Origin of the sequence: Pseudomonas rhizophila (assembly GCF_003033885.1) — a bacterium.
Classification (GTDB): Bacteria; Pseudomonadota; Gammaproteobacteria; order Pseudomonadales; family Pseudomonadaceae; genus Aquipseudomonas; species Aquipseudomonas rhizophila.
Map to the genome: position 1 here is coordinate 4,224,753 of NZ_CP024081.1, position 15,810 is coordinate 4,240,562.

The 15,810-nt window shown below is 62.7% G+C and carries 14 protein-coding genes and 2 riboswitches; of the genes, 9 read left to right on the forward strand and 5 right to left on the reverse strand.

The genetic code is table 11. The features are described 5' to 3' along the window. The first annotated feature begins 90 nt into the window (after positions 1-90). Together CRX69_RS19665 and nfuA are read left to right on the forward strand one after the other, a co-directional pair. Positions 91-2,382, forward strand: coding sequence for a fatty acid cis/trans isomerase (locus CRX69_RS19665; protein WP_107322652.1), 2,292 nt, complete (start codon positions 91-93; stop codon positions 2,380-2,382). Between the two features lie 94 nt (positions 2,383-2,476). Next, entirely contained in the window at positions 2,477-3,061 is a 585-nt protein-coding gene (gene nfuA / locus CRX69_RS19670) for a Fe-S biogenesis protein NfuA (RefSeq protein WP_003182850.1), read from the forward strand. 190 nt (positions 3,062-3,251) lie between these two features. Here nfuA and cobM read toward each other — a convergent pair whose 3' ends face one another. The 4 genes from cobM to CRX69_RS19690 form a co-directional block, all read right to left on the reverse strand. Then, entirely contained in the window at positions 3,252-3,998 is a 747-nt protein-coding gene (gene cobM, locus CRX69_RS19675; protein ID WP_107322653.1) for a precorrin-4 C(11)-methyltransferase, read from the reverse strand. Between the two features lie 75 nt (positions 3,999-4,073). Continuing rightward, positions 4,074-4,478 (reverse strand): cobalamin biosynthesis protein, encoded by a 405-nt coding sequence (locus CRX69_RS19680; RefSeq protein ID WP_076384038.1) that lies wholly within the window; start codon positions 4,476-4,478, stop codon positions 4,074-4,076. Then, complete coding sequence (locus CRX69_RS19685; RefSeq protein ID WP_047227827.1) at positions 4,475-5,170, reverse strand: CbtA family protein; 696 nt, start codon at positions 5,168-5,170, stop codon at positions 4,475-4,477. Before CRX69_RS19685 ends, CRX69_RS19680 begins: the two co-directional genes overlap by 4 nt. Before the next feature lie 11 nt (positions 5,171-5,181). After that, positions 5,182-5,370: a CbtB domain-containing protein gene (locus CRX69_RS19690; protein ID WP_047227828.1), complete on the reverse strand. Its 189-nt coding sequence runs from the start codon at positions 5,368-5,370 to the stop codon at positions 5,182-5,184. A 102-nt stretch (positions 5,371-5,472) separates the two neighbouring features. Then, positions 5,473-5,695, reverse strand: a riboswitch (cobalamin riboswitch). Positions 5,696-5,895: 200 nt separating this feature from the next. Beyond that, a riboswitch (cobalamin riboswitch) is annotated at positions 5,896-6,109 on the forward strand. 99 nt (positions 6,110-6,208) lie between these two features. Here CRX69_RS19690 and cobW point away from each other — a divergent pair. From cobW to CRX69_RS19725, 7 genes are all read left to right on the forward strand, one after another. After that, a complete protein-coding gene (gene cobW, locus CRX69_RS19695; protein WP_047227829.1) occupies positions 6,209-7,273 on the forward strand; it encodes a cobalamin biosynthesis protein CobW in 1,065 nt (354 codons plus the stop codon). Between the two features lie 3 nt (positions 7,274-7,276). Further along, a complete protein-coding gene (cobN, locus tag CRX69_RS19700) occupies positions 7,277-11,038 on the forward strand; it encodes a cobaltochelatase subunit CobN (protein WP_107322654.1) in 3,762 nt (1,253 codons plus the stop codon). Positions 11,039-11,232: 194 nt separating this feature from the next. Then, positions 11,233-12,234 carry a magnesium chelatase ATPase subunit I gene (locus CRX69_RS19705; RefSeq protein WP_107322655.1) on the forward strand — a complete coding sequence of 334 codons (1,002 nt, stop codon included), beginning with the start codon at positions 11,233-11,235 and terminating at the stop codon, positions 12,232-12,234. Between the two features lie 53 nt (positions 12,235-12,287). Next, positions 12,288-12,911, forward strand: coding sequence for a vWA domain-containing protein (locus CRX69_RS19710; protein WP_370695202.1), 624 nt, complete (start codon positions 12,288-12,290; stop codon positions 12,909-12,911). Between the two features lie 165 nt (positions 12,912-13,076). Beyond that, positions 13,077-14,723, forward strand: a complete 1,647-nt coding sequence (locus CRX69_RS19715; RefSeq protein WP_107322656.1) for a phospholipase D-like domain-containing protein — start codon at positions 13,077-13,079, stop codon at positions 14,721-14,723. 66 nt (positions 14,724-14,789) lie between these two features. Continuing rightward, positions 14,790-15,038 carry a type II toxin-antitoxin system Phd/YefM family antitoxin gene (locus CRX69_RS19720; RefSeq protein WP_107322657.1) on the forward strand — a complete coding sequence of 83 codons (249 nt, stop codon included), beginning with the start codon at positions 14,790-14,792 and terminating at the stop codon, positions 15,036-15,038. Then, on the forward strand, positions 15,028-15,309 hold the full coding sequence (locus CRX69_RS19725) for a type II toxin-antitoxin system RelE family toxin (RefSeq protein ID WP_053121508.1): 282 nt from the start codon (positions 15,028-15,030) through the stop codon (positions 15,307-15,309). The genes CRX69_RS19720 and CRX69_RS19725 overlap by 11 nt, the downstream gene beginning before the upstream one ends. Here the strand turns inward: CRX69_RS19725 and CRX69_RS19730 are convergent. Then, the gene (locus CRX69_RS19730; protein WP_107322658.1) at positions 15,285-15,758 is read right to left on the reverse strand and encodes a thioredoxin family protein; all 474 of its coding nucleotides are present in this window, start codon (positions 15,756-15,758) and stop codon (positions 15,285-15,287) included. The genes CRX69_RS19725 and CRX69_RS19730 overlap by 25 nt on opposite strands. Positions 15,759-15,810: the final 52 nt, after the last annotated feature.

A 15,810-nucleotide genomic window follows, 5' to 3' on the forward strand; every position in this document is an offset into this window, starting at 1 on the left:
TCATGGGTGGCTTTTGCATGAATCCTGCTCATGTTTGCATCGCGATGGCGGCCCGGTAGAATCGCCGGATTATCTCTTAGGACCCGAGACATGCCGTACCGCGTCTTATTCGGCAGTCTGTTGCTGCTGTTGTCTTTTCACTCAGTGGCAAAGGATCCCGCCCCGGCGATTTCCTACACTCGCGATATCCAGCCGATCTTCACGGAAAAATGCGTCGCCTGCCACGCCTGCTATGACTCTGCGTGCCAATTGAACCTGGGCAGTGGCGAAGGCGTGTCCCGGGGCGCGAGCAAGCTGCCAGTCTATGACGGTGAACGACGCCAGGCTGCCGAACCCACCCGTTTGTTCTATGACGCCTCCGGCCAGCGGGCCTGGCAGCGCAAAGGCTTCTATTCCGTGCTGGATGCTCAAGGCAGTCAGGCCGCGCTGATGGCGCAGATGCTCGAACTGGGCCACAACACACCGTTGCAGCCCAACGCCAAGCTGCCCCAGGACATCGTGCTTGGGCTTGAGCGTGACAACAGCTGCCCGATGCCGGGGCAATTCGACGAGTACGCCGCCGCGCATCCCAAGGAAGGCATGCCTCTGGCGGTCACTGGCCTGACCGACCAGCAATATCAGACCTTGCAGCGCTGGCTGGCCGCGGGTGCACCCATCGATCAGCAAGCGCTGGCGCCGAGCGCCGCCGAAGCGTTGCAGGTGGTGCAGTGGGAAAACCTGCTCAACGCCCCCGGCGCCCGGGAAAGCCTAGTGGGCCGGTGGTTGTTTGAGCACTGGTTTCTGGCGCACATCTATTTCAAGGATGGCGAGCCGGGGCATTTCTTCCAGTGGGTACGTTCGCGCACGCCTACCGGCCAGCCAATCGATCTGATCAACACCCGCCGCCCGAACGATGACCCAGGCACCCGTGTGTATTACCGGCTCTGGCCGGTACAAGGGGTGATCGTGCACAAGACCCACATCACCTACGGGTTGAGCGCGGCGAAAATGGCGCGGATCAAGAGCCTGTTCTACAGCGGCAGATGGCAGGTCACTGCGTTGCCAGGGTACGGCCCGGAGCGCCGGGCCAACCCGTTTTCCACCTTCGAGGCGATCCCGGCCCAGGCCCGCTATCAGTTCATGCTCGATAACGCCGAGTATTTCGTGCGCACATTTATCCGCGGCCCGGTTTGCCGGGGCCAGATCGCCACGGACGTGATTCGCGACAACTTCTGGGCGTTGTTCCAGGCCCCGGAACATGATCTGTACATCACCGACCCCAATTACCGCGGCCAGGCCACGCCGTTGCTGGCGATGCCGGGGCAGAATGACGACGTGGGCAGTGTTCTGAGCCTGTGGCTGGACTACCGGGACAAGCGCAACGAGTACGAAGCCTTGCGTCGCGACAACTACGCCGACCTGCCTGCGCCCAGTTGGTCGACGCTGTGGGCCGGCAACGACAATGCCTTGCTGAGCATTTTCCGGCATTTCGACAGTGCTTCGGTCACCAAGGGCCTGATTGGCGAGGTGCCACAGACGATGTGGCTGTTCGACTTTCCATTGCTGGAGCGCACTTATTATCAGTTGGCGGTGAACTTCGACGTGTTCGGCAACGTGTCCCACCAGGCCCAGACGCGACTGTATTTCGACCTGATTCGCAACGGTGCGGAGCAGAACTTCCTGCGCCTGATGCCAGCCGATTCCCGCGAGGACTACCTCAACGATTGGTATCAGTCGGGCGGAAAATTCAAGATGTGGCTCGATTACGAGGCTATCGACGACGATAAACCCACCGCTCTCAAGCTTGACGAAGATGATCCCAAGCGCGATTTCGTCCAGCAATTGCTGGTTCGTTATGGCGACTTGAACGCGCGGCCCGATCCGATCAACCGGTGTAATGGCGCCTATTGCTCGCGTCCGAACATTGATCCGGCCTTACAGAACGCCGAACAGGCCCTCAGTCGCCTGGCTTCCAGACCGGCGGCGGGCCTGAGCGTCATCAACCAGTTGCCGGAAGCGACCATGCTGCGCGTCGAAACCGTCAGCGGTCGCCGTGAGGTCTACAGTCTGCTGCGCAACCGCGCTCACAGTAACGTGGCATTTTTGCTCGGCGAGGCGCTGCGATACCAGCCGGGGCTGGACACCTTGACGGTCTTTCCGGGTGTGCTGAGCAGCTATCCGAACTTCATCTTCAACATCCCCGCCGAGCAAGTGCCGGCCTTTGTCGACGCCATGGAGGGCGCCCGGGACGGGCAGGCGTTCGAGCGAATTGTCGAGCGCTGGGGCATTCGGCGCAGTCACCCGCAGTTCTGGCAGTACTTCCATGACCTGAGCCACTACCTGCAGGAGACGGAGCCGCTGGAAAGTGGGGTGCTGGACATGAATCGCTACCAGAACCTCTGACCAGGATATCCGGGCGCTTTCCTGACAAAAATACTAGGACTTTGTCCGGCGCGATGATTGGCGTAAACTGCCGACAAGCCTGCGAGGAGTTTCCATGACCGCCATTACCATTACCGATGCCGCCCACGATTACCTGGCCGACCTGCTGTCCAAGCAGAACACCCCAGGTATCGGGATCCGCATCTTCATCACCCAGCCCGGCACCCAGTACGCTGAAACCTGCATTGCCTACTGCAAGCCGGGGGAAGAGAAACCTGAAGACACCGCGCTGGGGCTCAAGAGCTTCACCGCGTACATCGACTCGTTCAGCGAAGCGTTCCTGGACGACGCGGTGGTCGACTATGCCACCGACCGCATGGGCGGCCAGTTGACCATCAAGGCGCCGAACGCCAAGGTGCCGATGGTCAATGCCGACAGCCCGGTCAACGAGCGCATCAATTATTACCTGCAAACCGAAATCAACCCGGGGCTGGCCAGCCACGGCGGCCAGGTATCGCTGATCGACGTGGTGGAAGACGGCATCGCCGTGCTCCAGTTCGGCGGCGGTTGCCAGGGCTGCGGCCAGGCCGACGTGACCTTGAAGGAAGGCATCGAGCGCACCTTGCTCGAGCGTATCCCGGAGCTCAAGGGCGTGCGCGACGTGACCGACCACACGCAGAAAGAAAACGCCTACTACTGATAGGTGTTCGCTGCGGATAGAAAAAACGGCGCCCGTGAGCGCCGTTTTTTTTGGGCGGATCCGACATCCGCGCAAGCTGATCCACCGCTTTCGCGAGCAAGCCCGCTCCCACATTGGGGCGGCGGTGATGTTCGATTTTTTAATCGCCGCAAATCCCTGTGGGAGCAAGCTCGCTCTTAAAGTTGTGTTTTCAGGGTCTGTAGAGATGCGCGTGCCCGGCGCGGTAGAGCGACGACTCACTGAACACATCATTACCCAGCACGCGTCCCACCAGGATCAGCGCCGTGCGTCGAAAGCCCTTGGCCTGGACCTTTTCGGCAATGTCAGCCAGCGTACCCACCACCCAATCCTGATCCGGCCATGTCGCCCGGTGAATCACGGCAATCGGGCAATCCGCGCCGTAGTGGGGCAGCAGTTCGCTGACGATTTTTTCCAGATGATTGACGCCCAAGTGAATCGCCATGCTCGCCCCGTGCTGCGCCAGGCTGCCCAGTTCTTCGCCGGCGGGCATCGCGGTTTTGTCTGCGTAGCGGGTGAGGATCAGGCTTTGGGACACGTCCGGCAAAGTCAGTTCGGCGCCCAGCAGGGCGGCGCAGGCGGAGGTCGCGGTCACGCCGGGGATGATCTCGAACGGGATGTCCAGTTCCCGCAGGCACCGAATCTGCTCGCCAATGGCGCCATACAGGCTCGGGTCGCCGGAGTGCACCCTGGCCACGTCCTGGCCCTTGAAGTGAGCGGCCTTGATCAGCTCGATAATCTGCTCCAGATGCAGTTCGGCGCTGTTGACCACCTGTTCGGCGCTGTGGCCTTCCAGCACGGCTGTGGGCACCAGGGAGCCGGCGTAGATGATCAGCGCGCAGCTGCGGATCAGTCGCTGACCTTTGACAGTGATCAGTTCCGGGTCGCCAGGGCCGGCGCCAATGAAATATACGGTCATGACCGGTTCCTAAAGGTGAGTCGGCGACCCTTTGAATGAAGATCGCTCATGATCCAGGGCGCGAATTATCGGGTTTTACGACGTCACCGCCAATGCCAGTGTGGCGCTTGGGGTCTTTTGGCGAGGAATCAACAGCGTCGCAGGTGTCGCGCCCAACCGGTCGGCCAGGGCCAGGGCAGCGCTTTCGGCGATGCCATAGCAACCGGTGCGTTCAAAAGCGATCTCGGAGCGGTGACTGAGCCGCTGCTGGTAGCTGGACAATTGCTCGGCATTGAAACAGGTCAGCGGCAACTCCAGTTGCTCGGCCAGCTCCAGCAGGCCCGGCTCGTCACGCTTGAGGTCGATACTGGCCAAGGCGCGAACCTCAGAGAGCTCGATGCCGTGTGCCCGCAAAGTCTGATCAAGCAGTTCTCGCAGCGTGCTGGCCGGGCAGCCGCGTTGACAGCCCAGGCCGACCACCAGGATCGGCCCGGTGCTCATGCGTCGTGCTGAGCCTGGTCGCCACGCCGGAACAACCATGCGCTGACCAGGCCCAAGGCCAGCCAGAACGCAACGTTGGTCACTTGCGAGGCGAGCTTGAACTGGCTTTCAAGTGCTTCGGGCGCCAGCATCGAGTGGACCTCAGGCTGCGGCGCACCGATGACATGGGGCACCAGCAAGGTCGCCACGCCCAACAGTTTGAGCAACCAATGCCTGCCGAAGACAATCAGGGCGATACCTACCGCAGTGGAGGCTGCCGTGCCGATCCACCACATCTGCCGCTGGGCCAGATCGGCCGCCGCCGTGCCGGGCAGCTCCGGTGGCAGGCCGAGGGTGGGGGCCAGGACAAACGTGGCATAACCGGCCAAACCCCAAAGCAATCCCTGGGACGTGCGAGTCGGCGCCCGCAGGGTGTACAAGCCCGCCAACATCAGGGCGAAACCCACCGCGACCACCAGATTGCCGCCGGTGGTGGAGAGCAGTCGTTGCCAACCGTCTTCCGGCTCCCACGCTTGGGCATCATGGGAGTGAACGGCCCCAGCGGCGTGCTCATGGTGCTCGGTAGCCGGTGCGCTTTCGTAGGTTTCGGCCTGCAGAATCAGCGGCGATACCCAGAAACTCTGGAGGAGGGTTAGCAGCAGGGCGGCCAGCAACCCGCTGAAACCGGCGGTTTGCGCGATACGCTTGATCATGTCGTCAGGTCTCAATGGCACGGGAATGCGGCGCTGTGGCGGGTGTCGTGGGCCGCGTTGTGCACCGCTTCGATGTGGGAGAAACCGGCGAAATAGACCAGGCCTGCACCGAGGATCGAGGCGAAAATCGCCGCGCTCAGGCGCTGGCTCAGGGTCGTGGAGCTGCTGGCGGTACGGGCGGTGCTGCTGATGGTCGACATGGCGCTTCCCTATGGTCTCTTGTCATCGGGTGAAGCGAGCGCAATGAAACCCCGGGCGCAGGCCCGCCAAGGTTCGAACAGCGCCCGCCCACCGCGGGTTTGTTGATGCATGAGTCATGGGCCGGTCTCCGGGCTCGCGAGGGGCAGGGCTTGTGCCTGGCCGACAAGCGTCACCTTCCCATGCCGTGAGGCACAGTGGATCTGACGCTTCTCTCGCTTACCGTTGCGGGGGCAGCACCGGACTGACGTGGCCTTGAAGTAAAGCACACGATTCACCGGTTTCCCGTTTCACCCTGTGAAGGGCACCCGTAACTAGGCGCACAGGAGAGCATGGGCGGGGGCGGGGCGTCAATTGGCTGATACCCGTTGCGCCCATCGCGAGCYGGCTCGCTCCCACAGTTGAGCTTTGTTGAACATGAATTTTGTGATCGGCGAGATTTACTGTGGGAGCGAGCCTGCTCGCGATAGGGCCCGCAAGACACCACAGAACTCACCTGCGGACATTGACCCGCCCCCACACCCTGCGTAGCCTTGCGCCTTCGAGGTTCTTCGGCATTGGCCGAAGCTAAGAAGGGAACGCGGTCCAAGCCGCGGCTGCCCCCGCAACTGTGAACGGTGATGTTTCTGCAAGGCCACTGTGCATGCTCTTGACCAAGGGTGCACGGGAAGGCGCAGTAACTGCCAGTCGAATGACTGGCCCGCCGTCAGCCAGGAGACCTGCCTCGACACAGATTCTCACTACAACCGGGCGGGGTGATCCGGTGGCGAAATCTTCCGCGTGCGCCCATGCGTGCGGGTTGTCGTCCCGTTTGCCCGCCACCTTGCCAAAGGGCATCCGATGAAAACACTGGCCAAACTCCCTGTCACCATCGTCACCGGCTTCCTCGGCTCGGGTAAAACCACCTTGCTGCGGCACATGCTCGACAACGCCCAGGGCCGCCGCATCGCCGTGATCGTCAATGAGTTCGGCGAGCTGGGTATCGACGGCGAGATCCTCAAGCAGTGCTCGATCGGCTGCACCGAAGAAGAAGCCAACGGTCGCGTCTATGAACTGGCCAACGGTTGCCTGTGCTGCACCGTGCAGGAAGAGTTTTTCCCGGTGATGCGCGAGTTGGTGGCGCGGCGCGGTGACCTCGATCACATCCTTATCGAAACCTCCGGCCTCGCCCTGCCCAAACCGCTGGTCCAGGCTTTCCAGTGGCCGGAAATCCGCAGCGCCTGCACCGTCGATGCGGTCATCACCGTGGTCGACAGCCCGGCCGTGGCCGCCGGCACGTTCGCCGCGTTCCCGGACCAGGTCGACGCCCAGCGCAAACTTGACCCCAACCTGGACCACGAATCACCGCTGCACGAGCTGTTCGCCGATCAACTGGCGAGCGCCGACCTGGTGATCCTCAACAAAGCCGACCTGATCAGCCCTGAAGACCTGGCCAAGGTGCGCCTGGAAGTGGCCGAAGAACTGCCGCCGGCGGTCAAGGTCATCGAAGCCAGCAGCGGCCGCTTGCCTTTGGAAGTGTTGATCGGCCTGGGCGCCGGCTCCGAGGAGCACATCGATAGCCGCCACAGCCATCACGATCATCACCATGACGGCGACGATGATGATCATGATCATGACGCGTTCGACTCCATTTCCATCGAACTGCCCCAGGCCGACGAAAGCCTGCTGCTGGACGCGCTGACCCAGTTGGTGGTCCAGCACGGCGTGCTACGGGTCAAGGGGTTCGCGGCCATTCCTGGCAAGCCGATGCGTTTGCTGATCCAGGGCGTGGGCACGCGCTTCGACAAACATTTCGACCGGCAGTGGGGCGCCGATGAAGCGCGGGTGACCCGTCTGGTGCTGATCGGCCAGGCGCTGGATGCCGGGCTGCTCGAAGCGCAATTGCGCGCCGCCCTCAGCGTCTAAGCCATGCACCTGCTCAGGACCCAGCCCGGCGGTTTCGTGTCGGACGACAACATTGCCGATCTCGGACAAACCCCCGCCGAGCTGGTGATCCTGTGCAGCGGCGACTCCAGCCTGGCGCTGCTGGCCGAAGCGGCGCGGCAGTTGCCGGACGACTATCCGCAGTTTCGCCTCGCCAACCCGATGCAGGTGCAAAACCACGCCTCGGTGGATCTGTATTTCGACGACGTGTTGCGTCACGCCAAGGTCATCCTGCTTTCCCTGCATGGCGGCATCGGTTATTGGCGCTACGGCATTGAACGTCTTATGGAACTGGCCGAGCGCGGGGTGAAGCTGATCCTGGTGCCGGGGGACGATCGACCCGACCCGGAACTCAGCGACCTGAGCAACGTGCCCAATGAGGATCGGGACCGGCTCTGGCAGTTCCTGCGCCAAGGCGGTTTGGGCAATGCCCTGGACCTGTTCCATAACCTGGCCAGCCAATGGTTCGGTCGCGACTATCCTTGGGGCGAACCGCAAACCCTGCCGCGCACGGCGATCTACCATCCGGAACGAACCAACGCCAGCCTGAGTGATTGGCAAAGCGACTGGCGGGCCGGGCAGCCGGTGGCGGCGGTGCTGTTTTATCGCTCCCACCTGCAAGCAGCGAACACGGCGTTCATCGACGTGTTTTGCCAGCGTCTGCAAGCGGCGGGGCTCAATCCCTTGCCCATTGCCGTGGCGAGCCTCAAGGAGCCTGCTTGCCTGGCCTTGGTTGAAGACTGGCTGGATGAGGTGGCGGCGGGGGTGATCCTCAACACCACCGGTTTCGCCCAATCGAGCCCCGAAGCGCCGCACTTGCGACCGTTTCGCCGCAATATCCCAGTGATCCAGGCGATCTGCGCCCAGGACAACGAGCCTGGCTGGCGCGCCAGTGAGCAGGGTCTGGGCCCGCGGGACCTGGCGATGCACATTGCCCTGCCAGAACTGGACGGGCGGATCATCAGTCGCCCCATCAGTTTCAAGGACCTGGCCTGGCGCAGCGAGCGCAGCCAGAGCGATGTGGTCTGCTACCGGGCCGTGCCCGAGCGCATGGATTTTGTCGCTGAGCTGGCGTGGCGCTGGACTACCCTGGCGTGCCTGCCTAACTCGCAAAAGCGCGTGGCGCTGATCCTCGCCAACTACCCGACCCGGGATGGGCGCATCGGTAACGGCGTCGGCCTGGACACCCCGGCGGCGGCAGTGAATATCCTGCGGGCCTTGCAGGCCGAGGGCTATCCGCTGCCGGCTGAACTGCCTGCGAGCGGCACCGCGCTGATCCAGCAGTTGCTCGGCGGGGTAAGCAACGACCTGGACAGTCTTGACCAACGGCCCTGTCACCAGAGCCTGGCGCTGGATGCTTACCGGGCCATGTTCGACGCATTGCCCGAGGCCAATCGCCAGGCGGTGCTGGAGCGCTGGGGCGCGCCCGAACAGGACCCGATGTTCCGCGATGGCCGGTTGATGATCGCGGGTGTGCGCCTGGGCCTGACGTTCGTCGGCATCCAGCCGGCTCGAGGCTATCAGGTCGATCCGAGCGCCGTGTACCACGACCCGGACCTGGTGCCGCCCCATGGCTACCTGGCGTTTTATTTCTGGCTGCGCAACACCTACGGGGTTCACGCGCTGATTCATGTCGGCAAGCACGGCAATCTCGAATGGTTGCCGGGCAAGGGCGTCGGGCTGTCGGAAAACTGCTGGCCGGATGCGCTGCTGGGACCGTTGCCGAACATCTATCCGTTCATCGTCAATGACCCGGGCGAGGGCGCCCAGGCCAAGCGTCGCACCCAGGCCGTGATTATCGATCACTTGATGCCGCCGCTGACCCGGGCCGAAACCTATGGGCCGCTGCGTAACCTCGAGCTGTTGGCTGACGAATACTACGAAGCGCAACTGCTCGACCCACGCCGCGCCCGGGAACTGCAGCGAGACATACTGAATCTGGTGCGCGAAACCCACATCGACCGCGAGTTGCAACTGGACGGCGACGCTGACGTGGCAATCTGGCTGCCGCGCCTGGACACTTACCTGTGCGATCTGAAGGAGTCGCAGATCCGTGACGGCCTGCACATTTTTGGCGAGTCGCCCACACAACGGTTGCGCATCGACACCTTGCTGGCGTTGCTGCGCATTCCCCGGGGGGATGGCAAGGGCGCGCAGTCGAGTTTGCTGCGGGCGCTGGCCAAGGCCTTTGCACTGGGTTTCGACCCGCTGGATTGTGCGCTGGCCGAACCCTGGACCGGCGCTTGTCCCGAAGCCTTGCGTCGGCTCAGCGACGAACCTTGGCGGACCGCTGGCGATACTCGTGAACGTTTGGAATTGTTCGCCGGGCAATTGATCGAGCAGGCCCTGGAGGGCGGGGTCGCGCAACTTGAGGCGCCGGGTTGGGAAACGGTGAACAGCGTTATTGAAAACCTGCGCGGCGTCGTGGCTCCGCGTCTGGACGCTTGCGGCCCGGCGGAAATGCGCGGTTTGCTCGATGCCTTGAGCGGGCGTTTCGTGCCGGCCGGCCCCAGCGGTGCGCCCAGTCGCGGGCGCCTGGATGTGCTGCCCACCGGGCGCAACTTCTTCTCGGTGGACGTGCGCAACCTGCCGACTACCACAGCGTGGCGCATCGGTTTTCAGTCGGCGTCCCTGATCCTTGAGCGGCACTTGCAGGACCACGGCGATCACCTGCGTCAATTGGGGCTTTCGGTGTGGGGCACCGCCACCATGCGCACCGGCGGTGACGACATTGCCCAGGCCATGGCGTTGATGGGCGTGCGTCCGGTGTGGGCCACGGGCAGCCAACGAGTCGACGATTTCGAGATCCTGCCGTTGAGTCTGCTGGACCGGCCTCGGGTCGATGTCACGCTGCGGGTCTCCGGGTTCTTCCGGGACGCCTTTGCCAATCTGATCCGCCTGTTCGATGCAGCGGTGCAGGCCGTCGCCGCCCTCGACGAACCGGACGACATGAACCCCTTGGCGGCGAAGGTGCGCAGCGAGCGCCAGGCTCTGTTGGAATCGGGCCTTGAACCCGAGGTCGCGGCCCGTCAGGCCGGGTGGCGGATCTTCGGCGCCAAGCCCGGCGCCTACGGCGCGGGTGTGCAGGGTGCCATCGACGGCCGCCTGTGGCAGAGCCGCGAAGACCTGGCGCAGGTCTACCTGAATTGGGGTGGCTACGCCTACGGCGCCGGCGATGAAGGCACTGCCGCCCGGGAGCAGTTCTCCCGGCGCCTTAGCCAGGTGCAGGCGGTGTTGCAGAACCAGGACAACCGCGAACACGACCTGCTCGATTCCAACGATTACTACCAATTCCAGGGCGGCATGCTGGCGGCGGTGGAGACCCTTGGCGGCGCAACGGCGGCCAGTTACCACGGCGATCACAGCCAGCCGGACTTGCCCAAAATCCGCACGTTGAAAGAAGAGCTCAACCGCGTCATTCGTTCCCGGGCGGCCAATCCGAAGTGGATCGACGGGATCAAGCGCCACGGCTATAAAGGTGCGTTTGAACTGGCGGCGACGGTGGACAACCTGTTCGCCTTCGACGCCACCACGCAGTTGATCGACGATCACCAGTACGCCTTGCTGGCCGAGGCTTATCTGCTCGACCCGGACACTCGCGATTTCGTCCGCCAGCACAACCCCGATGCCTTGCGCGACATGACCGAGCGCATGCTCGAAGCGCAGCAGCGCGGAATGTGGCAGGAGCCCGGGGAGTATCGAGAGGCGCTGGAGAACTTGTTGTTGGACATAGAAGAAGACAGCTGACTTGCCCATTCGACGGGCTATACACAACCCCTGTGATGGGTTGACCTGTGGTGAGGGGGTTTATCCCCGCTGGGCTGCGAAGCGACCCTCTTGTCCACATTGGGAGGCCTGCTTTGCAGTCCAACGGGGATAAATCCCCTCGCCACAAGTACTCTGTTCACATCGACGTTACCGACCACCTTTGAGAGTTCAACATGACCGACACCCCTCATTTCCCGCTCTGCGCCGTGGTCGGGGCCGATGACCTGAAACTGGCCCTGTGCCTGGCTGCGATCGATCCGAAAATCGGCGGTGTGCTCATCGAAGGCCCACGGGGCATGGCGAAGTCTACGCTGGCCCGGGGGCTGGCGGACCTGTTGGCCAGCGGTCAGTTCGTCACCTTGCCTTTGGGCGCCACTGAAGAGCGGCTGGTGGGCACCCTGGATCTGGACGCGGCCCTGGGGGAGGGGCGCGCGCAGTTCTCTCCCGGCGTTTTGGCCAAGGCCGACGCCGGGGTGTTGTATGTCGATGAAGTGAACCTGCTGCCCGACCACCTGGTGGACCTGTTGCTGGACGTGGCCGCCAGCGGCACCAACCTGATCGAGCGTGACGGCATCTCACACCGGCATTCGGCGCGTTTTGTATTGATCGGCACCATGAACCCGGAAGAGGGTGAATTGCGTCCGCAGTTGCTCGACCGTTTCGGCCTGAACGTGGCGCTGGACGGCCACACCGCACCGCTTGAGCGCGGGCAGATTATTCGTCGGCGGCTGGATTTCGACAGTGATCCGGCGGCGTTCTGCGCGGAATGGGAACCGACCCAGCGGCAGTTGCGCGAACGCTGCCAACAGGCTCGCGACCGGTTGATGCAGATTCCTCTGGATGACCAGGCGCTGGCGCAGATCACCGAGCGTTGTTTTGCCGCTGGGGTCGATGGCTTGCGCGCGGACCTGGTCTGGCTGCGGGCCGCCCGCGCCCATGCTGCGTGGCGCGGGGCGGATGCCATTGCCGTTGAGGACATTGATGCGGTCGCCGAGTTTGCATTGCGTCATCGCAGGCGCGAGCCTTCGGCCCCTGCGCCGTCCCAGGCGCCGCCAGCCACCGCCGATCAAACCGCCAGGCCTGACGAAGGCCAGGGCCAGTGGGGTGACCTGCCGGCCCGGGCATTGCCCATCGGCACTCGGCGTGACGTGCCGAGCTGGCCAAAAAAGCCCTAGGCATTCGCCCCCGTTCGCCCGCGGGGGTGAATGCCAGACCCCGTGCGGGACGGTTGGACCAGGGGCGCCAGGGCCGCAGCAAAGCGGCGGCCAGCGGGGCGGTGAACTGGCCAGGCACCTTGCTCGCTGGCCGTCCACGCCTGCGTGAAGACCTGCGTTTTCAGCAACGCCATCGTTCGCCCCATGAACTGTGGCTGGTCATCGTCGACGCCTCGGCCTCGACTCGTCGTCATCAAGCCTTGAGCGATGGCAAAGGCCTGCTGGCGCAACTGTTCGATGACGCCTACCGCCAGCGCGCCCGGCTGGCCTTGCTGACGGCCAGCGGCAGCGCACCAGCCTGGCAGGTGCAAGGGCTCAAGGCGTCGGCGGGGCTACGGGACTGGCTCGACGGCCTGGGCGCCGGCGGCGGCACGCCGTTGCTGGCGGCGCTGAACGAGGCCGGACGCTGGTTGACGGCCCGGCGCAAGCGCTACCCGACCGAGCAACAGCGGGTGTTGCTGATGACCGACGGGCGAGTCAAACAGCAGCTGACACTGCCGCCCCTTGATTGCCCAAGCCTGTTGATCGACATCGAACGCGGACCGATTCGCCTGGGCCGGGCCCGGCAATTGGCGGGGCAGTTGGGGGCGCAGTATCGGCATATTGATGAAGGACTACCGGGCTCGGATGTTCGCTGACTGACATGGCCTTATCGCGAGCAGGCTCGCTCCCACATTTAACACTCGATCGATGAATCCCCTGTGGGAGCGAGCCTGCTCGCGATAGCATCGCCCCGGTGTCAGATCCGCACGCTCAATAAGCATCGCTGTTCTATGCTCAGCCAGACCTCACAGGAGTGAACCATGCGCGTACTCGTCACCAACGCCCAGGACGATTTTCGGGTCAAGGCCTACGCTGGCACCAACGGTGTATTGCTCGCCATGGACCTGGCCGAACCCCGGCGCAAGGGCTTGCTCGGCTTTGCCATCGAGAAGCAGCACGGCGCCAAGCCCTGGCTGTTCCTGTTCAACAGCCTGACCTTCCCCGACAAGGTGCATACGTTCCCGCAATTTCGCGCTACGCCGAGCGATAAAGCACCGTTGCAGAAATTTCGCTGGGCCGACTACGCCATCAACCCAGGCGTGGCAATTCACTACCGTGTGCACCTGGCCTATGGCAGCCCTGACGCGCCGCAACTGGGGGAATCACTTGAGGTGTCAGTGACCAGTGACGATGGTCAGCCAAGCAACCAGGGGGTCATCTTCAATCGTGCCGTGGCCGCGAGCCAGGCCTTCCAGCGCAAATTTCCCGAGCTGGATGCGCTGATCGACGCCAACAAAAATCTGTCCATCGATGCTTGGCCCGACGCGCCGCGCCGCTGGCTGGAAAACGGTTTGCTGGGGCGCTTGACCGGTTTTATCGACCGGGCCCTGAACGCCAGTTGGGCCCTGGACGTCGCCATCTATGAATATGAACTGCCGGTGATCGTCGAGGCTGTGAACGCCGCTTTCGCACGGGGGGCGCGGGTACGGGTGCTGTACCACGCTGAGCCGGGAGACGACGGCACATTGCGCAACGAAGCCAGTCTGGCAGCGCTGCCGGCGGCCAACAAGCGCGGGCGCGTCACGCACAATATTTTCCACGACAAGTTCATCGTGCTGAGCAAGGTCGACGACACCGGTTCATTTCACCCCGAGGCCGTGCTGTGCGGCAGCACCAATTTCACTGCCAACGGCGTCTACCGCCAGGCCAACGTTATTCATGTGCTGGACGACGCGCGGGTCAGCAACAGCTATCGCCAGGTGTTCGAGCAGATCTGGGCCGCACCCGAGGACGTCGGGGCCACGCGGCAGTGGATCAACCGGAACAACCCCATGGTCCCCGAGGAGCCATTGTTCACCGGGTTCTCGCCGCGTACGGGAGAGGGCGACCTGGATCGTTTCGTCGATATCATCAATGGCGCTCGCAAGGACCTGCTGTTCGTCACGGCCTTCGCCTTGCCCGACCGGATCCTCGATGCCTTGCTCGGTCAACCCAACGACGACGTGCTGCGTTACGGCCTGCAGAACACCACCAGCCGCATCACTGGCTTTCATGCCGACCGCACCGCCGAATTCGCCGCCACCGCGCTGCTCAATACCGGCCTGGAGGGCTGGCTCAGGGAAAACATGAAAGGCCAGAAAGGCAATCTGCTGGTGCACACCAAAGCCGTCGTCACCGACTTCACCAGCGACACGCCGACCATCATCAGCGGCAGCCACAACCTGAGTGCCGCGGCCAGCAGCGGCAACGACGAGAACTACCTGATCATTCAGGGCGACACCGACCTGGCCGACCGCTACGGGCTTGAGCTGCTGCGCTTCTATGAGCATTACCGCTTTCGCTATTTCGCGAAAAAACTGGCGCTCAAGCAGGTCAAGCCGCTGGCGGTGGATGACAGCTGGACGGACGATTATTACCGCGACGGGGATTTGCGGATGTTGTCCAGAGTGAGGTTTTGCGGACGCTGAACTGTGGTAAGAGGTGTTTTAGAGTGCTATTTTTAGCGCCATTAAGAGTGCTCAAGGACTCACCTCATGACACATATTGTGCTTTCTCAAGTTGTAGCCAGCATTTCCGAACTCAAGAAAAATCCGATGGGCACTGTTGCTGCCGGTGGAGGATTATCCGTAGCAATCCTCAACCGCAATGAGCCGGCATTTTATTGCGTCCCCGCTCGAGAATATGAAGCCATGATGGATCGGCTTGAAGATCTGGAGCTGGTTGCTCTTTGCCGCGAGCGTGAAAATGATCCAACGATAAAGGTTTCTCTTGATGACCTATGAGTTGGAATTTTCTGATAAAGCCTGGAAGGAATGGCAAAAACTGGGTGCAACACTCAAAGAGCAATTCAAGAAAAAGCTCGAGGAGCGACTGGTGAATCCGCATGTCCAGGCAGACCGTCTGCATGGGCTGGGCAACGCCTATAAAATCAAGTTACGTAGCGCCGGCTATCGATTGGTTTACCGAGTGGTAGATGATTTGCTAGTTGTTACAGTGATTGCGGTTGGTAAGCGCGAGCGCGGTCAGGTTTATGACGAGGCGGCCAAGCGGTAGGCGCCCGGCTTTCCTCGCCGCAACCTTTGGAGTCCCCGTGCCCGAGAGACCAGGCACAAGGTTCGCAGTTGCTCGTGCAACCAGTGCAAGTCACGGCGAGGCGAACGACGCGGCCGTCTGGGTTTGGTTCGGCCGATGTGTTCGGCAAAGTTCTGGGTCAGCGAGGCCTGATCACCGACGCCCTTGAGCTTGCGGCGTAACTTCCCATTTTTATAAAACAGCACCGTGGGTGTCCCGGTAACGTCCGGGTGTCGGGGCGATTCGCTGGTACTCAATTTGTAGATCACCGCCCGATCCTTGAATGTCTCGGCAACGCTGCAAAACAGCGGCTCGGCCCAGCTACAGGCGTAGCAGTAGGGGTGGCCGAAATAGAAGACTACCGGGCGCCAGGTCTTGAGAGCCGTGCGGTAGTCCTTCGATGAGGCGATGTGGGTGATGAACGAACTCATGGCGGGTTTCCCTTCATCGATAGGGTGTTTGCAACCATAAGCAACACGGCCG

What these genes read in the sequence shown, in the direction of transcription:
- CRX69_RS19690 (WP_047227828.1), bottom strand. Translation starts at nt 5,370, where the DNA reads ATGTCGACCATCAGCAGCACCGCCCGTACCGCCAGCAGCTCCACGACC.
- nfuA (WP_003182850.1), top strand. Translation starts at nt 2,477, where the DNA reads ATGACCGCCATTACCATTACCGATGCCGCCCACGATTACCTGGCCGAC.
- CRX69_RS19680 (WP_076384038.1), bottom strand. Translation starts at nt 4,478, where the DNA reads ATGAGCACCGGGCCGATCCTGGTGGTCGGCCTGGGCTGTCAACGCGGC.
- CRX69_RS19720 (WP_107322657.1), top strand. Translation starts at nt 14,790, where the DNA reads ATGACACATATTGTGCTTTCTCAAGTTGTAGCCAGCATTTCCGAACTC.
- cobN (WP_107322654.1), top strand. Translation starts at nt 7,277, where the DNA reads ATGCACCTGCTCAGGACCCAGCCCGGCGGTTTCGTGTCGGACGACAAC.
- CRX69_RS19715 (WP_107322656.1), top strand. Translation starts at nt 13,077, where the DNA reads ATGCGCGTACTCGTCACCAACGCCCAGGACGATTTTCGGGTCAAGGCC.
- CRX69_RS19725 (WP_053121508.1), top strand. Translation starts at nt 15,028, where the DNA reads ATGACCTATGAGTTGGAATTTTCTGATAAAGCCTGGAAGGAATGGCAA.
- CRX69_RS19705 (WP_107322655.1), top strand. Translation starts at nt 11,233, where the DNA reads ATGACCGACACCCCTCATTTCCCGCTCTGCGCCGTGGTCGGGGCCGAT.
- cobM (WP_107322653.1), bottom strand. Translation starts at nt 3,998, where the DNA reads ATGACCGTATATTTCATTGGCGCCGGCCCTGGCGACCCGGAACTGATC.
- CRX69_RS19730 (WP_107322658.1), bottom strand. Translation starts at nt 15,758, where the DNA reads ATGAGTTCGTTCATCACCCACATCGCCTCATCGAAGGACTACCGCACG.
- CRX69_RS19685 (WP_047227827.1), bottom strand. Translation starts at nt 5,170, where the DNA reads ATGATCAAGCGTATCGCGCAAACCGCCGGTTTCAGCGGGTTGCTGGCC.
- CRX69_RS19665 (WP_107322652.1), top strand. Translation starts at nt 91, where the DNA reads ATGCCGTACCGCGTCTTATTCGGCAGTCTGTTGCTGCTGTTGTCTTTT.
- cobW (WP_047227829.1), top strand. Translation starts at nt 6,209, where the DNA reads ATGAAAACACTGGCCAAACTCCCTGTCACCATCGTCACCGGCTTCCTC.